Here is a 19,981-nt window from a genome sequence, read left to right as displayed (position 1 = left end):
TAGGGCGTGTTGATCTTTGCGGTATAAAAAACAAACAGCATGAGGATAAGGTATAATTGAATTCGCTAAAAAACGTTACACCGAACCCTCATGCCAAGATTAATGTTAACAGACGCGACATGGAATGTCTTATCAAAAGTAATGCACTTAAGTGGTCGAATTTATAATAAGCCTGAGCATAGAAAAACGCTCGAAGGCATACTCTATAAGATGCGTACCGGTATTCCTTGGCGAGATTTACCGTCTTATTTCGGCTCGTGGAGTGCTATCTATAGACGATTTAATTTATGGTCCAAAAAAGATATTTTGAATGAATTATTTCGTGTGTTATCCCACTATGCTGATATGGATTGGATCTTTATTGATGGCAGTATTGTCAGGGCTCACCAGCATAGTTGCGGTGCAAGAACCGCTGGCAATGAATCAATCGGTAAGAGTCGAGGTGGCAATTCGACTAAAATTCATCTTGCAGTAGATAGCGGAGGATTGCCTGTTTATTATGAATTATCCTGTGGAAATACGCATGATATCGTCCATGCAGAGTCACTTGTAGACAATTGCCCAACGAGTAATGTGGTTGTCGCAGATAAAGGCTACGATAGTGAAAAACTAAGAGAGTTTATTCGTGATAATAGCGCTACACCCGTTATTCCACGCAAGGATAACAGTTTAGTGGGTAATGAAGATATTGACTGGTGCATGTACAAATATAGGCACTTAGTTGAGAATGCCTTTGGTCGGATCAAACAATATAGAGGGATAGCTACAAGGTATGAAAAGCTTGAACGGAATTATCATTCCATGCTCGCTTTAGCATTTACTATGATGTGGCTACCAATGTGGGCTGATTAATATATATACTACAAAGATCAACAGCCCCTAATAAATTAACTCATTAAAGGTATTTAATTATGACTATTAAAGTAGGTATTAACGGGTTTGGCCGTATGGGGCGTTTAACACTGCGTGCAGCAGTTGATTGGCCAGAAATAGAGTTTATTAAAGTAAATGATGTAGCGGGCGATGCTAAAACCCACGCTCATTTAATTGAATTTGACTCAGTACACGGGCGTTTAGCGCAGCAGGTTACAAGTAACGATAATTCATTTAGTGTAGGTAAACACACTCTTTTAGTAACGAATAACAAAACCATAAATGAAACGGATTGGTCAGATTGCGACGTGGTTATTGAAGCCAGTGGAAAAATGAAAACCACTGAGCTGTTAAATCAATACTTAGCGCAAGGTGTTAAGCGCGTAGTAGTAACTGCTCCTGTAAAAGAAGATGGTATTTTAAATATAGTAATGGGTGTAAACGATAACCTTTATAACTCCGATGAGCATAAAATTGTTACTGCCGCTTCTTGCACAACTAACTGTTTAGCGCCAATCGTAAAGGTATTGCAAGAAAAAGTAGGCATTAAACACGGCTCAATGACCACCATACATGATATTACCAATACTCAAACTATTATAGATGCACCCCACAAAGACCTACGCAGAGCGCGTTCATGCGGTACTAGTTTAATACCAACAACAACAGGCAGTGCAACAGCCATTACGCATATTTTTCCTGAGCTTAAAGGTAAATTAAACGGTCATGCTGTGCGTGTACCACTTACAAATGCATCAATTACTGATTGCGTGTTTGAGCTTGAGCGAGGCGTAACACAAAGTGAAGTGAATGACTGGTTTAAAGACGCTGCAAATACTGAGCTTAAAGGTATTTTAGGTTATGAAGAAAGACCGCTTGTATCGGTAGATTACAAAACAGATCCACGTAGTTGCACCATAGATGCGCTTTCAACTATGGTAATTAACAACACTCAGCTTAAATTATACGCTTGGTATGATAACGAATGGGGTTATGCAAACCGTACCGCTGAGCTAATGCTTAAAGTTGCACAAAGTGATTTGGTTTAATCTCGTTTAAAAAGGTTTAAATTCATGCTTGCGCAGTTAGCTAATTTACCAAGCTCTATAAAACAATATTTAATAATTACCGGTAATTACTGGGCATTTACCCTTACTGATGGCGCACTAAGGATGCTGGTGGTGCTGTATTTTCATCAGTTGGGTTATGATGCATTTGCAATAGCCATGTTGTTTTTGTTTTATGAAATTTTTGGCGTAATCACCAATTTAGTAGGTGGATGGCTAGGAGCATATTTAGGGTTAAACAAAACCATGAATGTAGGGCTTGGGCTACAACTTGTAGCTTTAGTCATGCTTTGCGTGCCAGGAGATTGGCTAACCGTTGCCTATGTTATGGCAGCGCAAGCACTGAGTGGTATTGCTAAAGACTTAAATAAAATGAGCGCAAAAAGTGCCATTAAGTATTTAGTACCAAAGGGAGACGATGGGCAAAACCAATTATATAAATGGATTGCCATACTTACAGGGTCTAAAAATGCTTTAAAAGGGGTGGGCTTTTTTTTAGGCGGCTTGCTACTTACGTTATTTGGGTTTGTAGGTGCTTTATTGAGTTTAATTACTTTGCTAAGTATTGCTTGGATTATTAGTTTAATTTTTTTAAAAAGCGATATTGGTAAAGCTAAAAGCAAACCTAAGTTTAAAGAGTTATTTTCTAAGTCCCGCGCAATAAATTTACTTAGTGCCGCGCGTTTATGCTTGTTTGCTGCACGCGATGTATGGTTTGTAGTGGCACTACCTGTGTATTTAGCTGCTCAGTTTAACTGGGACCATTGGTGGGTGAGTGGTTTTATTGCCTTGTGGGTTATTGCTTATGGATTAGTACAATCTCAAGCACCGCGCATTACAGGGCTAAACATCAATAACTTACATACCGTTAAAAAAGCATATTGGTGGGTTGTTTTATTAAGTGGTGTAACAGGTGTTTTGGCATTGCTGATGCAATTTGATATAGCAGTACACTTTACACTCATTATTGGATTATTCATTTTTGGTGGCGTATTTGCAGTAAACTCGTCGTTGCACAGTTACTTAATTGTAAGTTTTGCTAAAAATGATGGTGTGTCGCTCGACGTTGGTTTTTATTATATGGCCAATGCGATAGGGCGCTTGCTTGGTACTGTGCTTTCTGGTTGGATTTTTCAGATGTACGGACTTAATGCATGCTTATGGGTGAGTGTGTGTTTGTTAATTGCAGCTTCAATTATAACTGTTCGTTTAGCCAAGCATTAAAAATTCAACTTATTGTATTTAATTCAGTTAGTTTAGTGATATTCATAGCTTCCTTTTCAAAAACTACTAAACTGTAACGGTAGTTTAATCAAAAGGTGTGTTTAATGCGGGAAATATCGTTAGCAAAAAAGTTACTCTGGCTTAGTGTCGGCAGTATATTTATAACAGTACTGGTGCTTTCGAGCATATTATGGTGGCAATTATCATCAAGTAATGAACAATTAGCGACCAAGTCTGAAGAATACATTGTTGCAGAAGTTGAAGAAAAACTTAATGCCAATGCCGCTGTTTATGGTGAAAGAATTGCTGGGTTTATAAATGAGGCTTACAGGGTTCCATATTCATTAGCCGCTTTACTTGGTGACTCAGCAAAGCAAAATACTTTGGATCGAAATGCAGTTGTAAGTATAAATCGCGCTGTTTTAGAGCAAAACACGCTTTTATCATCTATTTATTCGCAGTTTGAGGCTAATGCTTATGACGGGCAAGATTCTCAATATCAACAAGGTTTTAAGCATTCAGTTGATGGTGCAGGTACATTAGAAGTTTATATTACTCGCGATCAAAATGGTGTAATTGAGCAGCAAAAAGTAGCTAATGCAGCCGATAAATACATTACAACGTTAAATGAGTTTGGTATTCGCGAAGCTCAGTGGTACTTGTGCGCTAAAGATACACTCAAGCCTTGTATTATGGAACCTTACCTATACGAAATACCGTCGGGCGATTCGGTTATGCTTACTTCTTTAACTGTGCCTATTTTGAAATCAGGGCAGTTTATTGGTTTAGCTGGTGTTGATTTAACGCTTCCGACCTTTCAGGCGTTGACCGAGAAGCTATCTCAACAACTATATAACGGACAAGCTAAAGTAACCTTATTGAGCGATTTAGGTTTAGTTGTAGGCAGTAGTCACTATAAAAATAAGCTAGGGCGTCCAATTAAAGAAGCCGTTAGTTCTAATATATTTAATGATATTGAAAAGTCTAAAGGACAAAGCGGTATTTTTAAAACTAATAACGAATACCTCGTTAATTACCCAATAAATATTAAATTAGCCAATAAACAATGGTCATTAATAATTGAAGTGCCAACAGAGCTTGCACTTGCAGGCCCTCAAGCGCTAGAAAAAAATATGCAAGAAACGGCAACGTCACTTGGGTTTATTATTTTAATAACAGGTTTAGCTATTGCGGTAGTCGCCTTTATTGTTATGAAATTAGTAATTGCAGGTGTAATAGCGCCGCTACAACAAATTCAACAAAGAGTTGATAACCTTGCAAGTTCTGAAGGCGATTTAACGCATACACTACACGTTGATAGCCACGCAGAGCTTATTGCTTTAGCTGGTGGATTTAATCGATTTTTAACTAAATTACGTGATTTAATCTCTGAGCTAAAAGATGTATCTGAACAAACTAAACAGCAAGGTGAAATTGCTCAAAGTATAGCAATTGATACTAAACATAATGTTCAATCGCAATTTCAAGAAATTGAAAGTGTGGTAACAGCAATGAACGAAATGAGCGCGACAGCGCTTGAAGTTGCAAGAGCATCAGAGCAATCTGCGCAACAAGCTGACGAAATAAATGGTTTAGTGGTTAGCAGTGAATCGAGTTTATCGTCAGCCATGATGCAAGTTAAGACCATGTCAGAAGAAATTAAAGAAGCAAATCAAGCAGTAGAAAAAGTTGCCTCGCGTAGTAAAGATATTACACAAATTTTAGATGTAATTCGTACTATTTCGGAGCAAACAAACTTACTTGCACTTAATGCTGCAATTGAAGCTGCGCGTGCGGGAGAGCATGGTAGGGGCTTTGCAGTAGTTGCCGACGAAGTAAGGGCACTTGCTTCTAAAACTCGTTCATCAACCGATGATATTAGTAAACTAATTGACAGCTTGTTACATGAGGTTGGTAATGCTTCAACTGTAATAGAAAAAGGCGTAGTAAGAGCTCAAGATGCAGTTGACGAAACGTCTGTTGCGTTTGATGCCTTGCATAGTGTGGTTGTTAAAGTTGATGAAATAACAAATCAAATAACACACATTGCAACTGCTGCAGAAGAGCAAAGCTTAGTAACTGAAGAGATTAATCGTAACTTGACGCTTATATCTGATGCGGCTTCACAGCTTTCTGATTTATCTTNCAAGCCGGTGATAGCAGCGAAATGCTTAACAAACTAGTAGCGAAACAAGATTCAGAACTTAATAAATTAAAAACATAATATTTATTTAATGTTCAGATAAAATAAAAACGGCAGTAATTTAATTACTGCCGTTTTTTTATTCAAATAATTGAGGGTAAAGCAGTTATAAGCTTTTTATGATCTTAAACATTTGATTGATCATAGGCTGAGCTAATGACTCCACACCTGGGCGGTTAAAATAACCACGTAGTCCAGTAAATTGAACTTCAAAAAATCGTGCATATTCTTGCGCGGATATATTATTACTCAACTCATTCTTTTCAATTGCTTGCTCAAAAAGAACCGAAAGGTAGTTTTCAAATTTATCAGCTAAATCTAAACTTAGTTGGTATAAATTGCTGTCTTTATCGGCAAATTCGCAATTGGCTTTTACCAACATACAAATAGCACTCGGTGTACTTTCTTTTTTTGTGACTACGTCTTCAACAAAGGCACGTAAACCACCAAGAATACTGTCTGATGTAGATAGACACTCTTTAATTTGGCTTTCCATTTGCACTGTGTAGTCTTTTAGCGATTCAATATAAAGTCCTTCTTTTGAACCGAAAGCAGAATAGATACTCCCGGGACGCATGTTTACAGCATCTTGTAGATCACGCGTTGAGGTAGCATGAAAACCCTTCTCCCAAAATAGCTGACTTGCAAGGCGGACAACGGTCTCGCGCTCAAACTTCACCTTATTTACCATGTTGTTTCTCAATTAATTTGAACATTTGCTCAATTTTAACTTGAACAGTCGCTCAAAATCAAATATTATGTGTCTCGAAGTTACTTAAACCTAATTATTTATTGGAGCTAAACATGACAGAATTTACTTTATACACAGCAGAAAACGCACCTGAAGAATCAAAATCTCTAATGGCTGACTCAGTAGCTGCATTTGGTATGGTACCTAACTTACACGCAGTAATGGCTGAAGCACCAACATTACTTAAAGGTTATCAAGTACTGCATGACCTATTCCAAAAAACATCGTTCAATGCAGAAGAGCTAACAGTTGTATGGCAATCAATTAACGTTGAGCACGCATGTCATTACTGTGTACCTGCACATAGCGCAATTGCTGCGTCAATGAACGTTGACCAAGGTATTGTTGACTCACTAGTAGATAAAACACCACTAGCAAATCCTAAACTTGAAACGCTTCGTGAAACAACACTAGCAATGGTGCGTGAGCGTGGTGTAATTAGCGATGAGCAAATTGAAAAATTCTTTGCAGCAGGTTACGGCAAGCAGCAACTACTTGAAATCATTGTTGGTTTATCTCAAAAAGTAATGAGCAATTACACAAACCACCTTGCAAATACACCAGTTGATGCACCATTTAAAAAGTTCGTAAAATAATTTACATACTTTAATAATACAAAAGGCAGCTTAAGCTGCCTTTTGTATTTTAAATACCGCTCTGAAAGCTATTTAAATTTAACAGCCTTCGTACTTTTTATGTAGGTACGAGTTTCGGATTTAGTCCACTCGCCCTTTTTAAGATAAGTTGTTGAAACAATAAATTTATCGTCTTTTAAATCATTGGTCGACTTAACTTTAGTAATACCTTCTTTATTGCCCGTTACATCTTCATAAGCTACAAACTGAGTTGGGCTTAACACCTTTATTATGCCTTTCGTATAAAAGCCTGCTGTAGTGAAATAATAAAAAACTAATGACTTCTTTTTACTATCATAAAAAATAGTAGATTCGCCACCATATTCGCCCTCATTAATTGAGTGCATAGTACGAATAGCTTTACCATTAAGCGCTCGCTCCCATTTACTTATGTCTTGAACTGGCTTTGTGTTTTTTTCTGCTACTTTAAAGTTAGCCTGCCAAGTGCCCAAGTAAGGTTGAAACACGGCTAATTCTTTATCAAGTAGCAGGTTATTTTGATCGGCATAGCTATTAGTAAATGCGCAAAGGCATAACGCTAAGAATAGCGTTTTAAAATATGTCATAATTTAGCTCTTTTTATTTTAGTGTTTTGTAATTTCTAGTATAGGCGATAATTAATTGATAAAGAAAATATTAATAATATTTGCGAGTGTCTTTATAGGCATTTTATGGTTAGCTTATTTAACGCACTACACATCTATTTATGTACCAAGCTATGTAAGTGGATTGAGCGCTTTAACATTTTTAATATATGCATGGGATAAACGTAAAGCCAAACAATCAACACACAAAAAAGTAAATCGAATATCAGAGCGTACATTACAGTTATTCGCGCTTTTTGGTGGGTGGCCTGGTGCATTAATAGCTCAGCAATTATTGCGTCATAAATCGCAAAAACAACGGTTTATAATTGTACTGTGGGTTTGTATATTAATTAATTTGAGTGTGATCGGGTTTTTAGGGTATGTACTTTTAGTAAGGAATTAATATGCCTTTATAAATAAAAGGCATATTTTAAATAGAGCTAAGTAACTTATTGAGCTGCTTGGCTTTCTTCTTTTTTAGTTAGTTGAATTGTTAAGATTGTTTTTTTATCAACTGAGATCCATTTTCTATATGTATCGTAGCCTTTTTTACTTACTTCAACATCGTATTTACCTGCATCTAGTTCTATTGCAGCTTTATATACAGGAGCTATATTCATACTACGTACGCGAGCATCAGCTGGAGTCGTAATAACCGTTAATGAAATTGGTGCTACTTCATTCTTTCTATACCAGNGTTTTGGAGTATAGAAAACTAGTTACACTGGCTGTTTAGTGTTAGTTTTAATGAAGATTTAAGTAGAATAAGATAAAATAATGTAGTACAAAAAGTTCAGTGATAAGGCATTTTTTACTTAATTTATTGAGACAAGAATAGAGTTCTAAAAAGGGTCTAAAAGCAATTTAAAGTTGTATTAGATACAGGGTATGTAGACATGATGACTTCGCTTATTTATAGGGTAATAGTAATCTTACCCTGGGTTGGTTGCCGCTGTTTCGACAGCTCCTGATCAAATTTTTCGTTTCGTAAAAATGTAAAGTCGATACTTTTACGCCACTTCTTTTTGCTACATATCCAACAGTAAGATTTGCATCAATTAGCTTTTTTTGATCCGTATTCATTACTTAATCCTTTAGGTCATAAACTCTAGTTGACCTCAATATAGCTTGAGGTTTTAAGCTTCTTCCTTCATTAAAAAAGGAGTTAGCTAAATGCAACAAAAACTTAAGTACAGTACTGTAATTATTTATTCAAGCGCAAGAAAAAACGGCAATACTACAGTCTATGTTAATAGCTTTGTTGAGCAAAATGATGTGCGTGTAATTTGTTTAGATGATTATAAAATTGCGCCATATTGTTACGATAAAAAACACAAAGATGATGATTTTTACACGGTGTTTGAGTCACTATTAAATTATGAGCATTGGGTTTTTGCATCACCCGTTTATTCGTATAACACTACAGTACAAATGAAGTCGTTTATAGATCGGATCACCGACTACATGGACGATGAGAGCTTAAAGCCGAAGCTGCGGAGTTTACGAAAAAAGCAGTTTTCATTATTATCAAATGCCTCATCTGTTGAGGCACCAGATATTTTTATAGATATGTTTCAACGTACTTTTAATTACTTAGGAATGACGTTTTTAAATCATTCGCATAAGTCATATCCATAAAAGGTCAATAATAGCTGCATGGTGCGTTGCTTAATGGGCTTAACTTCTGCTAATTTATAACTAACCTATATGTAGGTTAATAACTTTAAAACACAGGACTGTTTTATGAAATATTTAATGTTTGCATCTGCTTTATTACTAAGCCCACTATCAAGTGCTAGTGAGCCTGTTATCACAGGTTTTGGCAATTTTTATAATGTACCCGAACATGTATCTATTAATGATTCTACAAAATTTAAAATTGCGTTTGATGTAGATAAAGCGGCAAAAGAAGGTGAGCAAAATAATGCTATGAATTCACTAGCACGCTTTATTAATATGCATGTAGCGCACGGTGTAAAGCCTGAAAATATTCAACTAGCATTAGTTGTACACGGTAGTGCAAGTGTTGATGTATTGGATAATAGCGAATATAAAAAGCGCTTTAAAACCGATAACAAAAACCAAAATTTAATTAAGCAATTGCTTACTAACAACACAGTGGTTTATGTGTGTGGACAGTCGGCTACACATTATAAAGTTGCTCCTGAACAATTGATTGATGGCGTGCAAATGTCGCTTTCGGCAATGACCGCGCATGCGCAATTGCAACAACAGGGTTATACGCTTAACCCGTTTTAATGACCTAATAAATGATAAAAAATATTTTATGCTTTGGTGATTCAAATACCTGGGGTTTAAACCCACAAACAGGTAAGCGTTTTGACGAAAGCATTCGTTGGAGCGCGCTGTTAGCAACTAAGTTAGGCTCGGCTTTTAAAGTTATAGAAGCTGGGCAACTTAACCGAACTTTAGTAAATCATCCGCCGTTCAATGGTTTAGTTTCGGGTGTAAGTTATTTAAAGCCTTATTTAGAAAAGTACCCGCTCGACGTAATCATTATTGCGCTTGGGACAAACGATCTCAAAAAGCATTTTAACTTAGCTCCAGTTCAAATAGCCCAAGGGCTTGATGACTTAATTGGTGATATTAAATATTTTTACGGTGTTAGTAATCATCCTAAAATTATTGTTCTTGCCCCTGCCTATGTTGAGTGTGTAGGTTCGTATAAACATGTTTATGAGGGAAGTGAGCATAAAAACCATTCTATGAGTGAACACTTTAAACGTATTGCATTAAATAAAGCTGCACTCTTTTTTGATCTACAAAGTGTTGTGAGCGTGTCTTTAATTGATGGAGTTCATATTTGCAGTAAAGGGCACAGTAAAGTTGCAGATGTGGTTTTTAAGATAATGAGCAAAGATATTGTTTTAGCTTAATTTCTCGTTTAAAAGTATGTCCCTAAAAACTATTTACTCGTGATTTTTTATGCTTTGTTATGTACTTATTTGCATTTAAAAATAGTTGTGCAATTATAAAGTGTAATCAACAGAATATGCTCTTTAGTCTATAAGGATATAATGAAAAAGTACCCGCAAAAATCATTAATCGCAATATTAACCGGAGTATTGGTTTTTGTAATAGGAAGTTTAATCCTTTTGTATTTTGCTGGTCACAAATTAGCTTCCACAATTAATGCTGATGCGAAACATATTATCAAGCACATAGATGCCGCAGTGCTAGAAAGCAGCCGAATTCTTATCCCACTAAGCAAACTTAATTTTACTCAGTGTGACGATTTAAATTTACTCGAAATGCGACGCGCATTATTTGATGCTAAATACGTAATAGATATTGGTTTTTTCGAAAATGATAAATTAGTTTGTACCACGGGTGTTGGCTTTCTCGATAAACCAGTAAATGATAAAGAGCCTGACTTTATTCGCCCTGGTAGTGGTGCCAGGGTGCGTTTTGACCCAAAACTCCCTTTATTACTTTTTAACGGGCGCGAAATTCAGGTAGTGATAGTTCGCCAAAAAGACTATAACTTAATTATGCATACAGCGGTTTTTGATGATGGCATAGTTACAGCTCCTCGGTGGGAAGCTACTTATAAAGCACAAAATACGTTACACCATTTAGCGGGCAGTAATGGTTTGTACGATGAAATAATGAACCACCATCAACTTCCTTTTGAAACCAAGCTGAAGTGCAGCGATATTAGTGCAGATTACTGTGTTGCGGTTCATACTCCATGGAGTCGATTTTTTGCAGATAATCAGCTTTTATTGATTATTTCATTAATTTTTAATTGTTTAGCTGGTGTATCAAGTGCGTTAATGGTTGAATTTCAAATTTCTGCGCGCCGTTCTACACGAGTTCGAGTACGTAAAGGGTTAAGCAAAAGTTCTTTTTACTGGACTTACCAACCTATAATTTGTTTGCAAACAGGTAAAATTGTAGGCTGTGAGGTGCTTGCTCGCTTTGAAGATAAATATGGTCCACTTTTCCCTGATCAATTTATTCCACTGATACGAAAAAATAATTTAACGTGGTCGTTTACAGAGGTAATGATTGCGAAAGTGCTTGAAGAACTAACAGCACTTGAAGCTTTACCTAAAGACTTTAAAGTGTCGTTAAATATATTTCCATGTGATGTAGAGCTAGGTAACGTATCACTTTTAACACAAATACCAGAACTCACTCATTCTCGATTCATTATTTGCCTTGAAATTACTGAAGATGAGTACCTAGATACTAAAATTGCTCATACACACTTTAAAACATTAGTTGAATCAGGTTTTAACTTGTCATTAGATGATTTTGGTACAGGTTACTCTAACTTAAAAAACTTACAAAACTTGAGTTTTCACCAGTTAAAAATAGACCGCACATTTGTACAAGATATAGCAACTGAGGGCTTAAAGGCTTCTATGATCCCTAACATAATGGAGCTTGTGCATAAATTTAACTACACTTGCGTGGCCGAAGGGATTGAAACTAGTGAGCAAGAAGCTATTTTAAAAACAGCGGGTGTGCATTACGGGCAAGGTTGGAAATACGGACGAGCAATGACTGTTGATAAATTTAAAAAATATTTAACGAAGCAGACATTTTAGATCTCTATTTATATATTAAACGTATTTATATGATACTTATAAAAAATATTAGGGCTTTTGTTATGATCAAATCAATTTTAAGCGTTTTTGTACTATTGCTACTTAGTGCATGTACATCTCAGTACCCAAACCAACAAGTAATAGGTAAACAATTTCCAAGCATTAGTGGTGAAAGCTTAGAGCAAAACGTAGTAACTATACCCAGTGATTTTAAAGCAGATAAAACCTTATTATTAATTGGTTATAAGCAAGATAGTCAGTTTGATATAGACCGCTGGTTAATTGGTTTAGATATGGCAGGCGTTACGCTTCCTACTTACGAGCTACCTACTATTGCAGGTATGGCGCCACGCATGTTTAGCACATTCATAGATAGCGGTATGCGCAAAGGTATTCCTAAAGAGTTATGGGGCGGGGTAATCACTATTTATAAAGATGGTGAAGCGGTGCAAAAATTTACAGGTAACCAAAGCCCAAACAATTCTCGAGTTGTGCTTATAAATAGCAGTGGTGAAATTTTATATTTTTACGATCGAGGTTTTTCGGTTGATGCGCTAAATAAACTGAAAGCGAGTATTGAGTAATTTACTCTAGCCTTTAAATTTATTTGTTTAGGTTAATTAAAGTGAAAGGGAGCGAATGCTCCCTTTATATTGTATTTTATTTAAAACGCGTAACTTACACTAAAGCGCGTAGTGCGAGGCATAATGTAGCGACCATTTGGTGAATCTGCATTACGTGGATCACCCTCCGTGATGCCTTGCTCATCAGTTAAGTTATCAATTGCTACTTGAAGCTTAATGCCTTCCATTGGTTCTAGGATGAAACCTAAATCAACTTTCTCATAGCCATCGAGTGTTACCGTGTTTTCGTTATTGCCAAAGCGATCATCAACAGCTGAAAGCGTACCGTATAAAGTTGCATACATACCTTGCAGTTCAAAGTCGTAGCTTGGTGTTACACGTACTTGCCATTTTGGTTGGCGTTGCGACTGGTTACCATCGTTTGTTGGGCTCTCTGTAATTTCAGCATCTTGTAATGTCGTATTTAAATTAACAGAAAAACCAGACTCATGATTAAAGTTGTAATCAAGCTCTATACCGTATGCTTCGTTTGTTAAAATTTCTGCTGGTACACCAGGTCGTCTTACAAATGTGTCGCCTTTAACTTCATTTACAAATACGGTTGCATAAAAGTCGGTTGATTCAGTAATTAACTTATAGCCAAGCTCGCCTTGAGTTATTTCTTTAATAAGCTTTTCGCCGCCTTCGTAAGCATCAAAGTTATCTCTAAAGTCATCAAAGTAAGGCATTTTATAACCACGGTTAACACGGGCAAACACACCCATATCATCATTAATTGAGTAGTTTAACCCTGTAGTCCACGATGTTTTACTTTCATCATAGCTAACGGTTTTAGTAATAATACCGTCAAGGCCCTCATCTACACTGTATTCTACTTCGTGGTTTTCTTGACGTACGCCAATATCAAGTGTAAACGCATCAGCAAATTTGTATTCACCGGTGACATAAAACGCGTTAGTGCGCGCATCACCTGTTGAGCTTATGTCGTAGTTAAAATCACAACCATCGGTGTTTTGATTACATTCAATCCCAGCCAATGCTTCGCCACCTGATTCAAGTACATGGTATGCAGTGTTACCTAAGCTCCACCAATCTTTTGCTGAAGTACTTGCAGTGTAATATCCAAAGGTTGTTGATAGGTCGCCAAATTTTTTCGAAAAAGCTAAATCATTAGTAAATGAGCTGATTTCTTTAAGTACTACCCATCGACCAAGTTGTTGGACTGGGGTATCGCTTGCGTATTCAGTGTTTGTAACTGCTCCAAATGCAGTTTGGCCGTTATCAGCAACTGCTCCAACCGTTGTTGCTGAGCCACTAGGTACTAAACCGTAGGTATTTGCATCGCCTTTGGTAATGTTAAAGCGATCTGAAAAATGCCAACCATCTTTTAGCTCTAGCTTAATACTACCGCCCGAAACATGGCCGTCCCACCCTCGGCCATCACCTAGGTCAATATCAAGTGCTTGTGCATCGGGGCCTGTAAATATTGTTGCTTGACGATTTAGCGTACCAAGTTGCGTATATTCTGCGTCAATACCATCAACATTAAGGGGTGTTGGTAAGTACCATGCACCGTGATCGTCTGTTTGGCGGGTATAAAAGCTAAGCTCACCGTTGTCTAAATCTTTAGTAATGTTGATTGTAAATTGGCTACCTTTTTCAGAAGTAAAGCCCGCATCACGAATACCCGGTGAGCTTTTTACGTAACCGCCAACCATAAAGTATAAATCGTCAGTAATTTCACCACTCATCACAGCATCAACTCGCTGTAAGTCGTAATCAGAAGTTGTGTATTTAAATAAGCCTTCTGTTTCTTCGCCACCACGTTTTAATCTAAAATTGGTTGTTAATCCTGGTTGTCCGTTAGATAAAACAGGATTAGGTCCACCACGCAGGGCTTCTACTGTCTCAATGGTTTCATCAATACGAAACATTGATGAGTTTTCTAAAAATGACAATGTTGAAGCAGGATAAATAGGTGAGCCTTCAATACTGAGTGTTAAAAATGGGGCATCACCACCACCAGGAAAACCACGAACAAATACATTAGCGCCCGATTCACCACCTGAGCTTTCTACCCAAACACCAGGTATTGCTTTAAACAAGTCAGCGGTGCTTTTTGGAGACAGTTTAATAATTTTTTCACTATCGATATTAGTTACCGCATAGCTGGCATCTATTTTTCTAACTCCAACACCCGTAGGTGTTCCCGATACCACAATGCGCTCAACTTTCTGTTTTTCTTGTGTTTGCTCTGCTGCAAATGCGCATTGAGTGCTAAGCGCTAAAGTAATTGCACACGCTAATGTGCTTTTCGCTTTATTGATTTTCATGTGTGTGATCCCGTTTAGTGTGTGAAACAGTGTGATTTTTCAACCTTATCTCTTAAAATTTAATGTAAATAAGCTGTGTATGTTGAAACCTTAGAGATAAATGCAAACGTTTGCAATATTTATTTGTAAATTATTTATGAATTTATATGGTTTGTTTATTGAGCTTATTTATCAGATAAACAATTTTTAAGACGTTGTTCGCGCCAGCAAAAAATAATAATGCTATATTGTCAGTGAGTTAGATAATTGTATTGATCAGTGGTAAGCGACTATTTAGGAAGATCATGAATAACAAAAAAATTAAATTAACTGATTTAGCGAAACTAGCAGGCGTGTCTACCTCTACAGTTTCGCGTGCGCTTAATGATAACCCGCTAATTAAACAAGAAACGCGCGACAAACTTCAGCGCTTAGCTAAAGAGCATAATTTTAGTCTTAATACTGCTGCAAGCCGCTTGCGTACACAAAAAACTAATGTTGTGGCAGTTATAATTAACCTTGACGAACAAACAGAGCAGTCGATTAGCGACCCATTTTTACTTAAAGTGGTGAGCGAAATTAACCTTGCGCTTAATCAACAAGGGTTAGAGCTTTTATTATCAAACTCAATAATGGCGCAAGACGATTGGGCTAATTACTTTATTAATAGCCGCCGTGCAGACGGCATTATTGTGGTAGGTCAAGGTAAAAACCAAACCAATATAGAAAATGCGGCTAACGCAGGTATTCCGCTGGTAGTATGGGGGGATCCTAAAACACCCAGTAATTATGCCATTGTAGGAAGCGACAACTATTTAGGGGGCTTGCAAGCAACTACGCATTTAATAGAGCATGGAGCTAAAAATATTGTATTTTTAGGTGATCCAGAACATGGTGAAATTAGCGAACGTCATCGAGGGTACTCTGCTGCATTAGCATCCTACAAATTAAAGCAATATGTTGTATCTATTGATATTACAAGTAGCTCTGCGTACCAATCTATTAACCAATTACTGCGTGAAAAAGGCCTTTATTTTGATGCCATAGTTGCATGTAGTGACATGGTTGCTTTAGGGGCAATGAAAGCCTTAAAAGAGCGCTATGTAAGTATTCCTAATGATGTCGCTCTAGTAGGCTTTGATGATATTGCTATGGCCGACATTAGCCACCCTTCATTATCGACCATTCGACAAAACACACAGTACGCAGCCACGCTATTGGTTCAAAAGCTAATGCAACAACTCGCTGGTGAAAAAGTCGAATCACAAGTCATTGATATTGAATTAATTACCCGTCAATCGAGTAAACGTTAACTTATAAATGATGTTGAGTTAATGTTAAAATAAAAATGCAAACGATTGCATTGGCGATTATTTTAAACTAAACTCAAACCTCACTGATATAAACACACACAGTGTATGCACTCATTATGGGCATACAATAAAGGTCGTTATAGCGTTTTAATAACGCTCTAAAGCGAGGGCAATTATGAGTAAAACAAAAGTCACACTGGCTATTGCAGCAAGTTACTTTATTTTCGCTATTTTATTAAATAGTGTAGGTACCGTTATTTTGCAGGCAATAAATACCCTAGGGGTAAGTAAAACAGAGGCCTCAGTTCTTGAAGGGTTTAAAGATTTATCCATTGCGGTAATGTCATTTTTAGTGGCTTCGTTTATTCCTCGCTTGGGCTATAAGCTTGCCATGCTTGGGGCACTTACTGTTGTTGCGCTTGCTTGTATAAGTACTGCTTTAATTAGTGACTTTTATGCGTTTAAAATTTTATTCGCAGCCATTGGTTGTGGCTTTGCTGTGGTTAAAGTATCGATTTACTCTATTATTGGCCAAGTAACAGATGATGCTAACAGCCACNAAGGGATTTTTATGGTTGGTGTATTAAGCGGCTATTGGATTTTTACTGCTTTTATAGATCCAGACGATTCAACCGCGTGGCTTAACGTTTATTATTTGCTGGCAGCTCTAACCCTAATTGTTATAGCGAGCGTCATTGTTGCGCCTATAAAGCCTGCTATTGTAAGTAAAACTAAACGCTCAAGCTGGTATGACTTTATAGCTATGCTAAAGCTAACATATCAACCATTAGTGCTCATATTTATAATCAGCGCTTTTTTATACGTGCTAATTGAGCAGGGCGTAGGTACTTGGTTACCCACATTTAATAATGAAGTTTTAAAACTTCCTGTCGCTATTAGTATTCAGTTGGCTAGTATTTTTGCTGCAGCACTTGCGCTTGGGCGCTTAGTGGCAGGGCAAGTACTTAAACACATTAATTGGTTTGCTGTATTGTGCAGTTGTTTAATTGCTATGGCTGGTTTAATACTCATTACCTTGCCACTTACCGAAAATATTACTGAAAATAGCGTAACGAGTTTATTTGACGCTCCTCTTGCTGCATTTGTTTTGCCGTTAATTGGTTTTTTTATGGCACCTATTTATCCGGTACTTAACTCCGTTATGCTCAGCGCACTTGAAAAACATCGTCATGCCGCTATGACTGGCTTAATTGTAGTTTTTTCAGCACTAGGTGGCACAACAGGCTCAATAATAACTGGTTATGTATTTGAGCACTTTAGTGGCCAGCATGCGTTTTACCTTTCTTTGGTTCCTATTAGTTTAATTTTTATTAGCGTGTTTTTTTTCAAAAAACGTACAGATGCTATCTCACAACACGCAACCACAGCTTAAAAGTAAGGAAAGTTATGAGTTTTTTCAAGAGCCAATTATTTAAAGATGTTCAAATGCAGCATGTATTTAGCGACTGTAAAACATTCGCAGATGCAATTGCGCGTGTTAATTGGCAAAGTGCATGTAAAAGTTATGAGCAACTAGCTCCTTTAAATAATGCGCAGCTTAGTGAGTTTGTAAACGCACACTTTATTACTTCCCCTGTGCTAACAATGGACACTGAGGTTGATACGTCATCTGTTAAACAGTATATAAATTCATTATGGACTGGCCTTAAAAGGGAGGCCGATATTCCAAAGCAAGACTCATTATTAGCACTAAAACACAGCTATATTGTGCCTGGCGGGCGCTTTCAAGAGATTTACTATTGGGATAGCTATTTTACAGCCTTGGGTTTAATTGATGCAGATAAAGGTGATGTAGTTGAAGATATGCTACTTAATTTTATCGATTTAATTAACGATTATGGCAGTATTCCAAATGGTAACCGCNCCGCCGCTATTATTTGTCACGCTCGCAGCCACCTGTTTTAGCACTCATGGTCGAATTATTATGGGAGCACACACACCGTAAGTCGCTTAATATGCAATGGCTAAATATGTGTGTGGCAGCGCTTGAAAAAGAATATAGGTTTTGGATGCAAGGCGCGCAGTTGCTTTCAGATAATATGTTGAGTTCAAACCGTGTGGTCAGAATGCCTTGTGGCGGTATTTTAAATCGTTATTGGGATGATGCGGGCGAGCCAAGGGCTGAGTCACTACGAGAAGATTTAGAGTTAGCACAAGAGTTGGCTGATGAGAAAAAAGCTGATTTTTATCGTAATATTCGTGCTGCGTGTGAGTCTGGATGGGATTTTAGTTCTCGCTGGTTGGGTGAATCTAATTTACTAAGTTCTATTCAAACTACTGATATTGTTCCTATTGATTTAAACTGCCTAATGTATAACTTAGAAAGTCGGCTAAGTAAGTTTTTTAAACTGCTCGGCAATAGTAAGCAAGCTGAGCATTACAAATTACTTGCTGGCAATCGTAAAGTACTTATAAATACGTATCTTTGGAATGAATCTATCGGTTTTTTTGTTGATTATAATTGCCGTAAAGCCACTCAATCTCAGGTACTTAGTGCAGCAGCAACTACTGCTTTGTTTGTTAATCTAGCCAGCAATGAGCAAGCAACCAAAGTAGCAACGTTATTAGCCAATGATTTTTTAAAAGAGGGTGGTATTGTTACAACCATTACTCATACACCACAGCAATGGGATAGCCCAAATGGTTGGGCTCCACTACAATGGTTTGCGGTAAAAGGGCTTAATAACTACGGTATTACACAATTGAGTACACATATAATGCAAAATTGGGTAAATATGGTTGAGCAAAACTTTGCAGCAAATAAGTGCTTACTCGAAAAATACAATGTGTGCACACCAGAGGTTTTAGCCAGTGGTGGTGAATATCAAGTACAGCAGGGTTTTGGTTGGACTAATGGTGTAACGACTCGATTTTATAAGTTACTAAGCAGCAAATCTGATCTGTTATTTATCTTATAAAAGTAGTTGTAAAAACAAAGTGAATTAAGGTTTTACATTGATTCAATTGGTTTTTATTTTTTCAGGATGAGAAGCGATAACTTTATTTTAATACCAAAATCTCATTGTAAGTTGTATTTGATTTCGGTAATGTGGTGTAAATGTTTCAAGGACGAAATTTATGCCCATAAAAACTCAGTATTTGTAAAAACAATGTTTCAAACATCTTTTCACTCACATAATTACACTGCTATTTTAAGAACGCTTCAAGCATTGTTTAGTGATATTAAAATGGATGATATTGTGCCCAAAGCAGAACAGCGAGCTAATTATGATTTGTTTTTAATCGATGGAGCTAAAAGCAAGTGGCAAGGCCTTATTCCGACTGACCTTATTTGTTTAGCTAAACACTATAGCGTTGTCATTTTTAATGTTGATAAAGAAGATGTGTACGAGCAAAACTTATTGCTTAACCATTTTAATAGTGTTTTTTATAAATCAGATGCGCCAGAAGATATTTTTAAAGGGTTAGTTCGTGTTGATACTGGCGAGCTTTCGTTTACGCATAAAGTGATTTCAAAAGCTTTTAACGATATTTTAGCCATGCCATCGTCGTTTAATAACCTGCACGACGACATTGAATTAAAGCAGGGCTATTACGATCATTTAACAAAACGAGAAAAGTCTGTTATTTATTGAATTGCACAGGGTGCGAGTAACAATACAATCGCTGAAACTTAACATTAGCGACCACACTGTAAAAACACATTTATACAGCGCGTTTAAAAAACTAGCTCACGCAACAGGGTGGAGCTTGCTAATTGGGCGCAGCGCTATATATCGGTTTTGCTGCCAATGGGGAAATAGTTTCTTAAATAAACTTCACTACTCCTAAAGTAATTTAAGCCCAGCCTTGCTGGGCTTTTTAATGTTTTAT

General features: G+C 37.0%; 16 protein-coding genes and 4 pseudogenes. 15 read left to right on the top strand and 5 right to left on the bottom strand.

The window, feature by feature from the left end; genetic code table 11:
- Positions 1-90: 90 nt before the first annotated feature.
- From L647_RS0102030 to L647_RS01000000123480, 4 genes and pseudogenes are all read left to right on the top strand, one after another.
- The gene (locus L647_RS0102030; RefSeq protein WP_024611512.1) at positions 91-852 is read left to right on the top strand and encodes an IS5 family transposase; all 762 of its coding nucleotides are present in this window, start codon (positions 91-93) and stop codon (positions 850-852) included.
- 59 nt (positions 853-911) lie between these two features.
- Complete coding sequence (locus L647_RS0102025; RefSeq protein WP_024609718.1) at positions 912-1,922, top strand: ArsJ-associated glyceraldehyde-3-phosphate dehydrogenase; 1,011 nt, start codon at positions 912-914, stop codon at positions 1,920-1,922.
- A 24-nt stretch (positions 1,923-1,946) separates the two neighbouring features.
- A complete protein-coding gene (gene arsJ, locus L647_RS0102020) occupies positions 1,947-3,164 on the top strand; it encodes an organoarsenical effux MFS transporter ArsJ (protein WP_024609717.1) in 1,218 nt (405 codons plus the stop codon).
- A 104-nt stretch (positions 3,165-3,268) separates the two neighbouring features.
- A pseudogene (locus L647_RS01000000123480) lies at positions 3,269-5,388 on the top strand (methyl-accepting chemotaxis protein).
- Between the two features lie 85 nt (positions 5,389-5,473).
- Here L647_RS01000000123480 and L647_RS0102010 read toward each other — a convergent pair.
- A complete protein-coding gene (locus L647_RS0102010; protein WP_024609716.1) occupies positions 5,474-6,058 on the bottom strand; it encodes a TetR/AcrR family transcriptional regulator in 585 nt (194 codons plus the stop codon).
- Positions 6,059-6,171: 113 nt separating this feature from the next.
- Between L647_RS0102010 and L647_RS0102005 the strand changes: the two genes are divergently transcribed.
- Positions 6,172-6,714 carry a carboxymuconolactone decarboxylase family protein gene (locus tag L647_RS0102005; RefSeq protein ID WP_024609715.1) on the top strand — a complete coding sequence of 181 codons (543 nt, stop codon included), beginning with the start codon at positions 6,172-6,174 and terminating at the stop codon, positions 6,712-6,714.
- 68 nt (positions 6,715-6,782) lie between these two features.
- Here L647_RS0102005 and L647_RS0102000 read toward each other — a convergent pair whose 3' ends face one another.
- Complete coding sequence (locus L647_RS0102000; RefSeq protein ID WP_024609714.1) at positions 6,783-7,319, bottom strand: hypothetical protein; 537 nt, start codon at positions 7,317-7,319, stop codon at positions 6,783-6,785.
- A gap of 55 nt (positions 7,320-7,374) precedes the next feature.
- Between L647_RS0102000 and L647_RS0101995 the strand changes: the two genes are divergently transcribed.
- Positions 7,375-7,743 carry a DUF1294 domain-containing protein gene (locus tag L647_RS0101995; RefSeq protein WP_024609713.1) on the top strand — a complete coding sequence of 123 codons (369 nt, stop codon included), beginning with the start codon at positions 7,375-7,377 and terminating at the stop codon, positions 7,741-7,743.
- A gap of 46 nt (positions 7,744-7,789) precedes the next feature.
- Here L647_RS0101995 and L647_RS0101990 read toward each other — a convergent pair whose 3' ends face one another.
- Both L647_RS0101990 and L647_RS1000000125140 read right to left on the bottom strand, forming a co-directional pair.
- Positions 7,790-7,993: a PEGA domain-containing protein gene (locus tag L647_RS0101990; RefSeq protein ID WP_343223022.1), complete on the bottom strand. Its 204-nt coding sequence runs from the start codon at positions 7,991-7,993 to the stop codon at positions 7,790-7,792.
- A 283-nt stretch (positions 7,994-8,276) separates the two neighbouring features.
- Positions 8,277-8,423: pseudogene (locus L647_RS1000000125140) on the bottom strand (MerR family DNA-binding transcriptional regulator); the annotation flags it as partial.
- A gap of 90 nt (positions 8,424-8,513) precedes the next feature.
- Here L647_RS1000000125140 and L647_RS0101985 point away from each other — a divergent pair.
- From L647_RS0101985 to L647_RS0101965, 5 genes are all read left to right on the top strand, one after another.
- Complete coding sequence (locus L647_RS0101985; protein ID WP_024609712.1) at positions 8,514-8,978, top strand: flavodoxin family protein; 465 nt, start codon at positions 8,514-8,516, stop codon at positions 8,976-8,978.
- Between the two features lie 105 nt (positions 8,979-9,083).
- Positions 9,084-9,599, top strand: a complete 516-nt coding sequence (locus L647_RS0101980; RefSeq protein ID WP_024609711.1) for a DsrE family protein — start codon at positions 9,084-9,086, stop codon at positions 9,597-9,599.
- Between the two features lie 11 nt (positions 9,600-9,610).
- Complete coding sequence (locus L647_RS0101975; protein ID WP_024609710.1) at positions 9,611-10,237, top strand: GDSL-type esterase/lipase family protein; 627 nt, start codon at positions 9,611-9,613, stop codon at positions 10,235-10,237.
- 141 nt (positions 10,238-10,378) lie between these two features.
- A complete protein-coding gene (locus L647_RS0101970; RefSeq protein ID WP_024609709.1) occupies positions 10,379-11,917 on the top strand; it encodes an EAL domain-containing protein in 1,539 nt (512 codons plus the stop codon).
- 62 nt (positions 11,918-11,979) lie between these two features.
- Positions 11,980-12,501, top strand: a complete 522-nt coding sequence (locus L647_RS0101965) for a hypothetical protein (RefSeq protein WP_024609708.1) — start codon at positions 11,980-11,982, stop codon at positions 12,499-12,501.
- A gap of 80 nt (positions 12,502-12,581) precedes the next feature.
- Here the strand turns inward: L647_RS0101965 and L647_RS0101960 are convergent, their stop codons facing one another.
- On the bottom strand, positions 12,582-14,834 hold the full coding sequence (locus L647_RS0101960; RefSeq protein WP_024609707.1) for a TonB-dependent receptor: 2,253 nt from the start codon (positions 14,832-14,834) through the stop codon (positions 12,582-12,584).
- 284 nt (positions 14,835-15,118) lie between these two features.
- Between L647_RS0101960 and L647_RS0101955 the strand changes: the two genes are divergently transcribed.
- From L647_RS0101955 to L647_RS01000000123470, 4 genes and pseudogenes are all read left to right on the top strand, one after another.
- Positions 15,119-16,126, top strand: a complete 1,008-nt coding sequence (locus L647_RS0101955; RefSeq protein WP_024609706.1) for a substrate-binding domain-containing protein — start codon at positions 15,119-15,121, stop codon at positions 16,124-16,126.
- A gap of 175 nt (positions 16,127-16,301) precedes the next feature.
- A complete protein-coding gene (locus tag L647_RS0101950; RefSeq protein WP_024609705.1) occupies positions 16,302-17,519 on the top strand; it encodes an MFS transporter in 1,218 nt (405 codons plus the stop codon).
- A gap of 14 nt (positions 17,520-17,533) precedes the next feature.
- Positions 17,534-19,065 (top strand): annotated as a pseudogene (locus tag L647_RS01000000123475) (trehalase family glycosidase).
- Positions 19,066-19,194: 129 nt separating this feature from the next.
- Positions 19,195-19,911 (top strand): annotated as a pseudogene (locus L647_RS01000000123470) (LuxR C-terminal-related transcriptional regulator).
- Positions 19,912-19,981 lie beyond the last annotated feature (70 nt).

This window comes from Pseudoalteromonas sp. TB64 (genome assembly GCF_000498095.1).
GTDB lineage: Bacteria > Pseudomonadota > Gammaproteobacteria > Enterobacterales > Alteromonadaceae > Pseudoalteromonas.
The sequence above is the reverse complement of the archived record's forward strand: the minus strand, read 5'-3'. Positions and strand labels throughout refer to the sequence as shown.

What these genes read in the sequence shown, in the direction of transcription:
- L647_RS0101970 (WP_024609709.1), top strand. Translation starts at nt 10,379, where the DNA reads ATGAAAAAGTACCCGCAAAAATCATTAATCGCAATATTAACCGGAGTA.
- L647_RS0101955 (WP_024609706.1), top strand. Translation starts at nt 15,119, where the DNA reads ATGAATAACAAAAAAATTAAATTAACTGATTTAGCGAAACTAGCAGGC.
- L647_RS0102030 (WP_024611512.1), top strand. Translation starts at nt 91, where the DNA reads ATGCCAAGATTAATGTTAACAGACGCGACATGGAATGTCTTATCAAAA.
- L647_RS0102000 (WP_024609714.1), bottom strand. Translation starts at nt 7,319, where the DNA reads ATGACATATTTTAAAACGCTATTCTTAGCGTTATGCCTTTGCGCATTT.
- arsJ (WP_024609717.1), top strand. Translation starts at nt 1,947, where the DNA reads ATGCTTGCGCAGTTAGCTAATTTACCAAGCTCTATAAAACAATATTTA.
- L647_RS0101985 (WP_024609712.1), top strand. Translation starts at nt 8,514, where the DNA reads ATGCAACAAAAACTTAAGTACAGTACTGTAATTATTTATTCAAGCGCA.
- L647_RS0102025 (WP_024609718.1), top strand. Translation starts at nt 912, where the DNA reads ATGACTATTAAAGTAGGTATTAACGGGTTTGGCCGTATGGGGCGTTTA.
- L647_RS0101960 (WP_024609707.1), bottom strand. Translation starts at nt 14,834, where the DNA reads ATGAAAATCAATAAAGCGAAAAGCACATTAGCGTGTGCAATTACTTTA.
- L647_RS0102005 (WP_024609715.1), top strand. Translation starts at nt 6,172, where the DNA reads ATGACAGAATTTACTTTATACACAGCAGAAAACGCACCTGAAGAATCA.
- L647_RS0102010 (WP_024609716.1), bottom strand. Translation starts at nt 6,058, where the DNA reads ATGGTAAATAAGGTGAAGTTTGAGCGCGAGACCGTTGTCCGCCTTGCA.
- L647_RS0101980 (WP_024609711.1), top strand. Translation starts at nt 9,084, where the DNA reads ATGAAATATTTAATGTTTGCATCTGCTTTATTACTAAGCCCACTATCA.
- L647_RS0101965 (WP_024609708.1), top strand. Translation starts at nt 11,980, where the DNA reads ATGATCAAATCAATTTTAAGCGTTTTTGTACTATTGCTACTTAGTGCA.
- L647_RS0101975 (WP_024609710.1), top strand. Translation starts at nt 9,611, where the DNA reads ATGATAAAAAATATTTTATGCTTTGGTGATTCAAATACCTGGGGTTTA.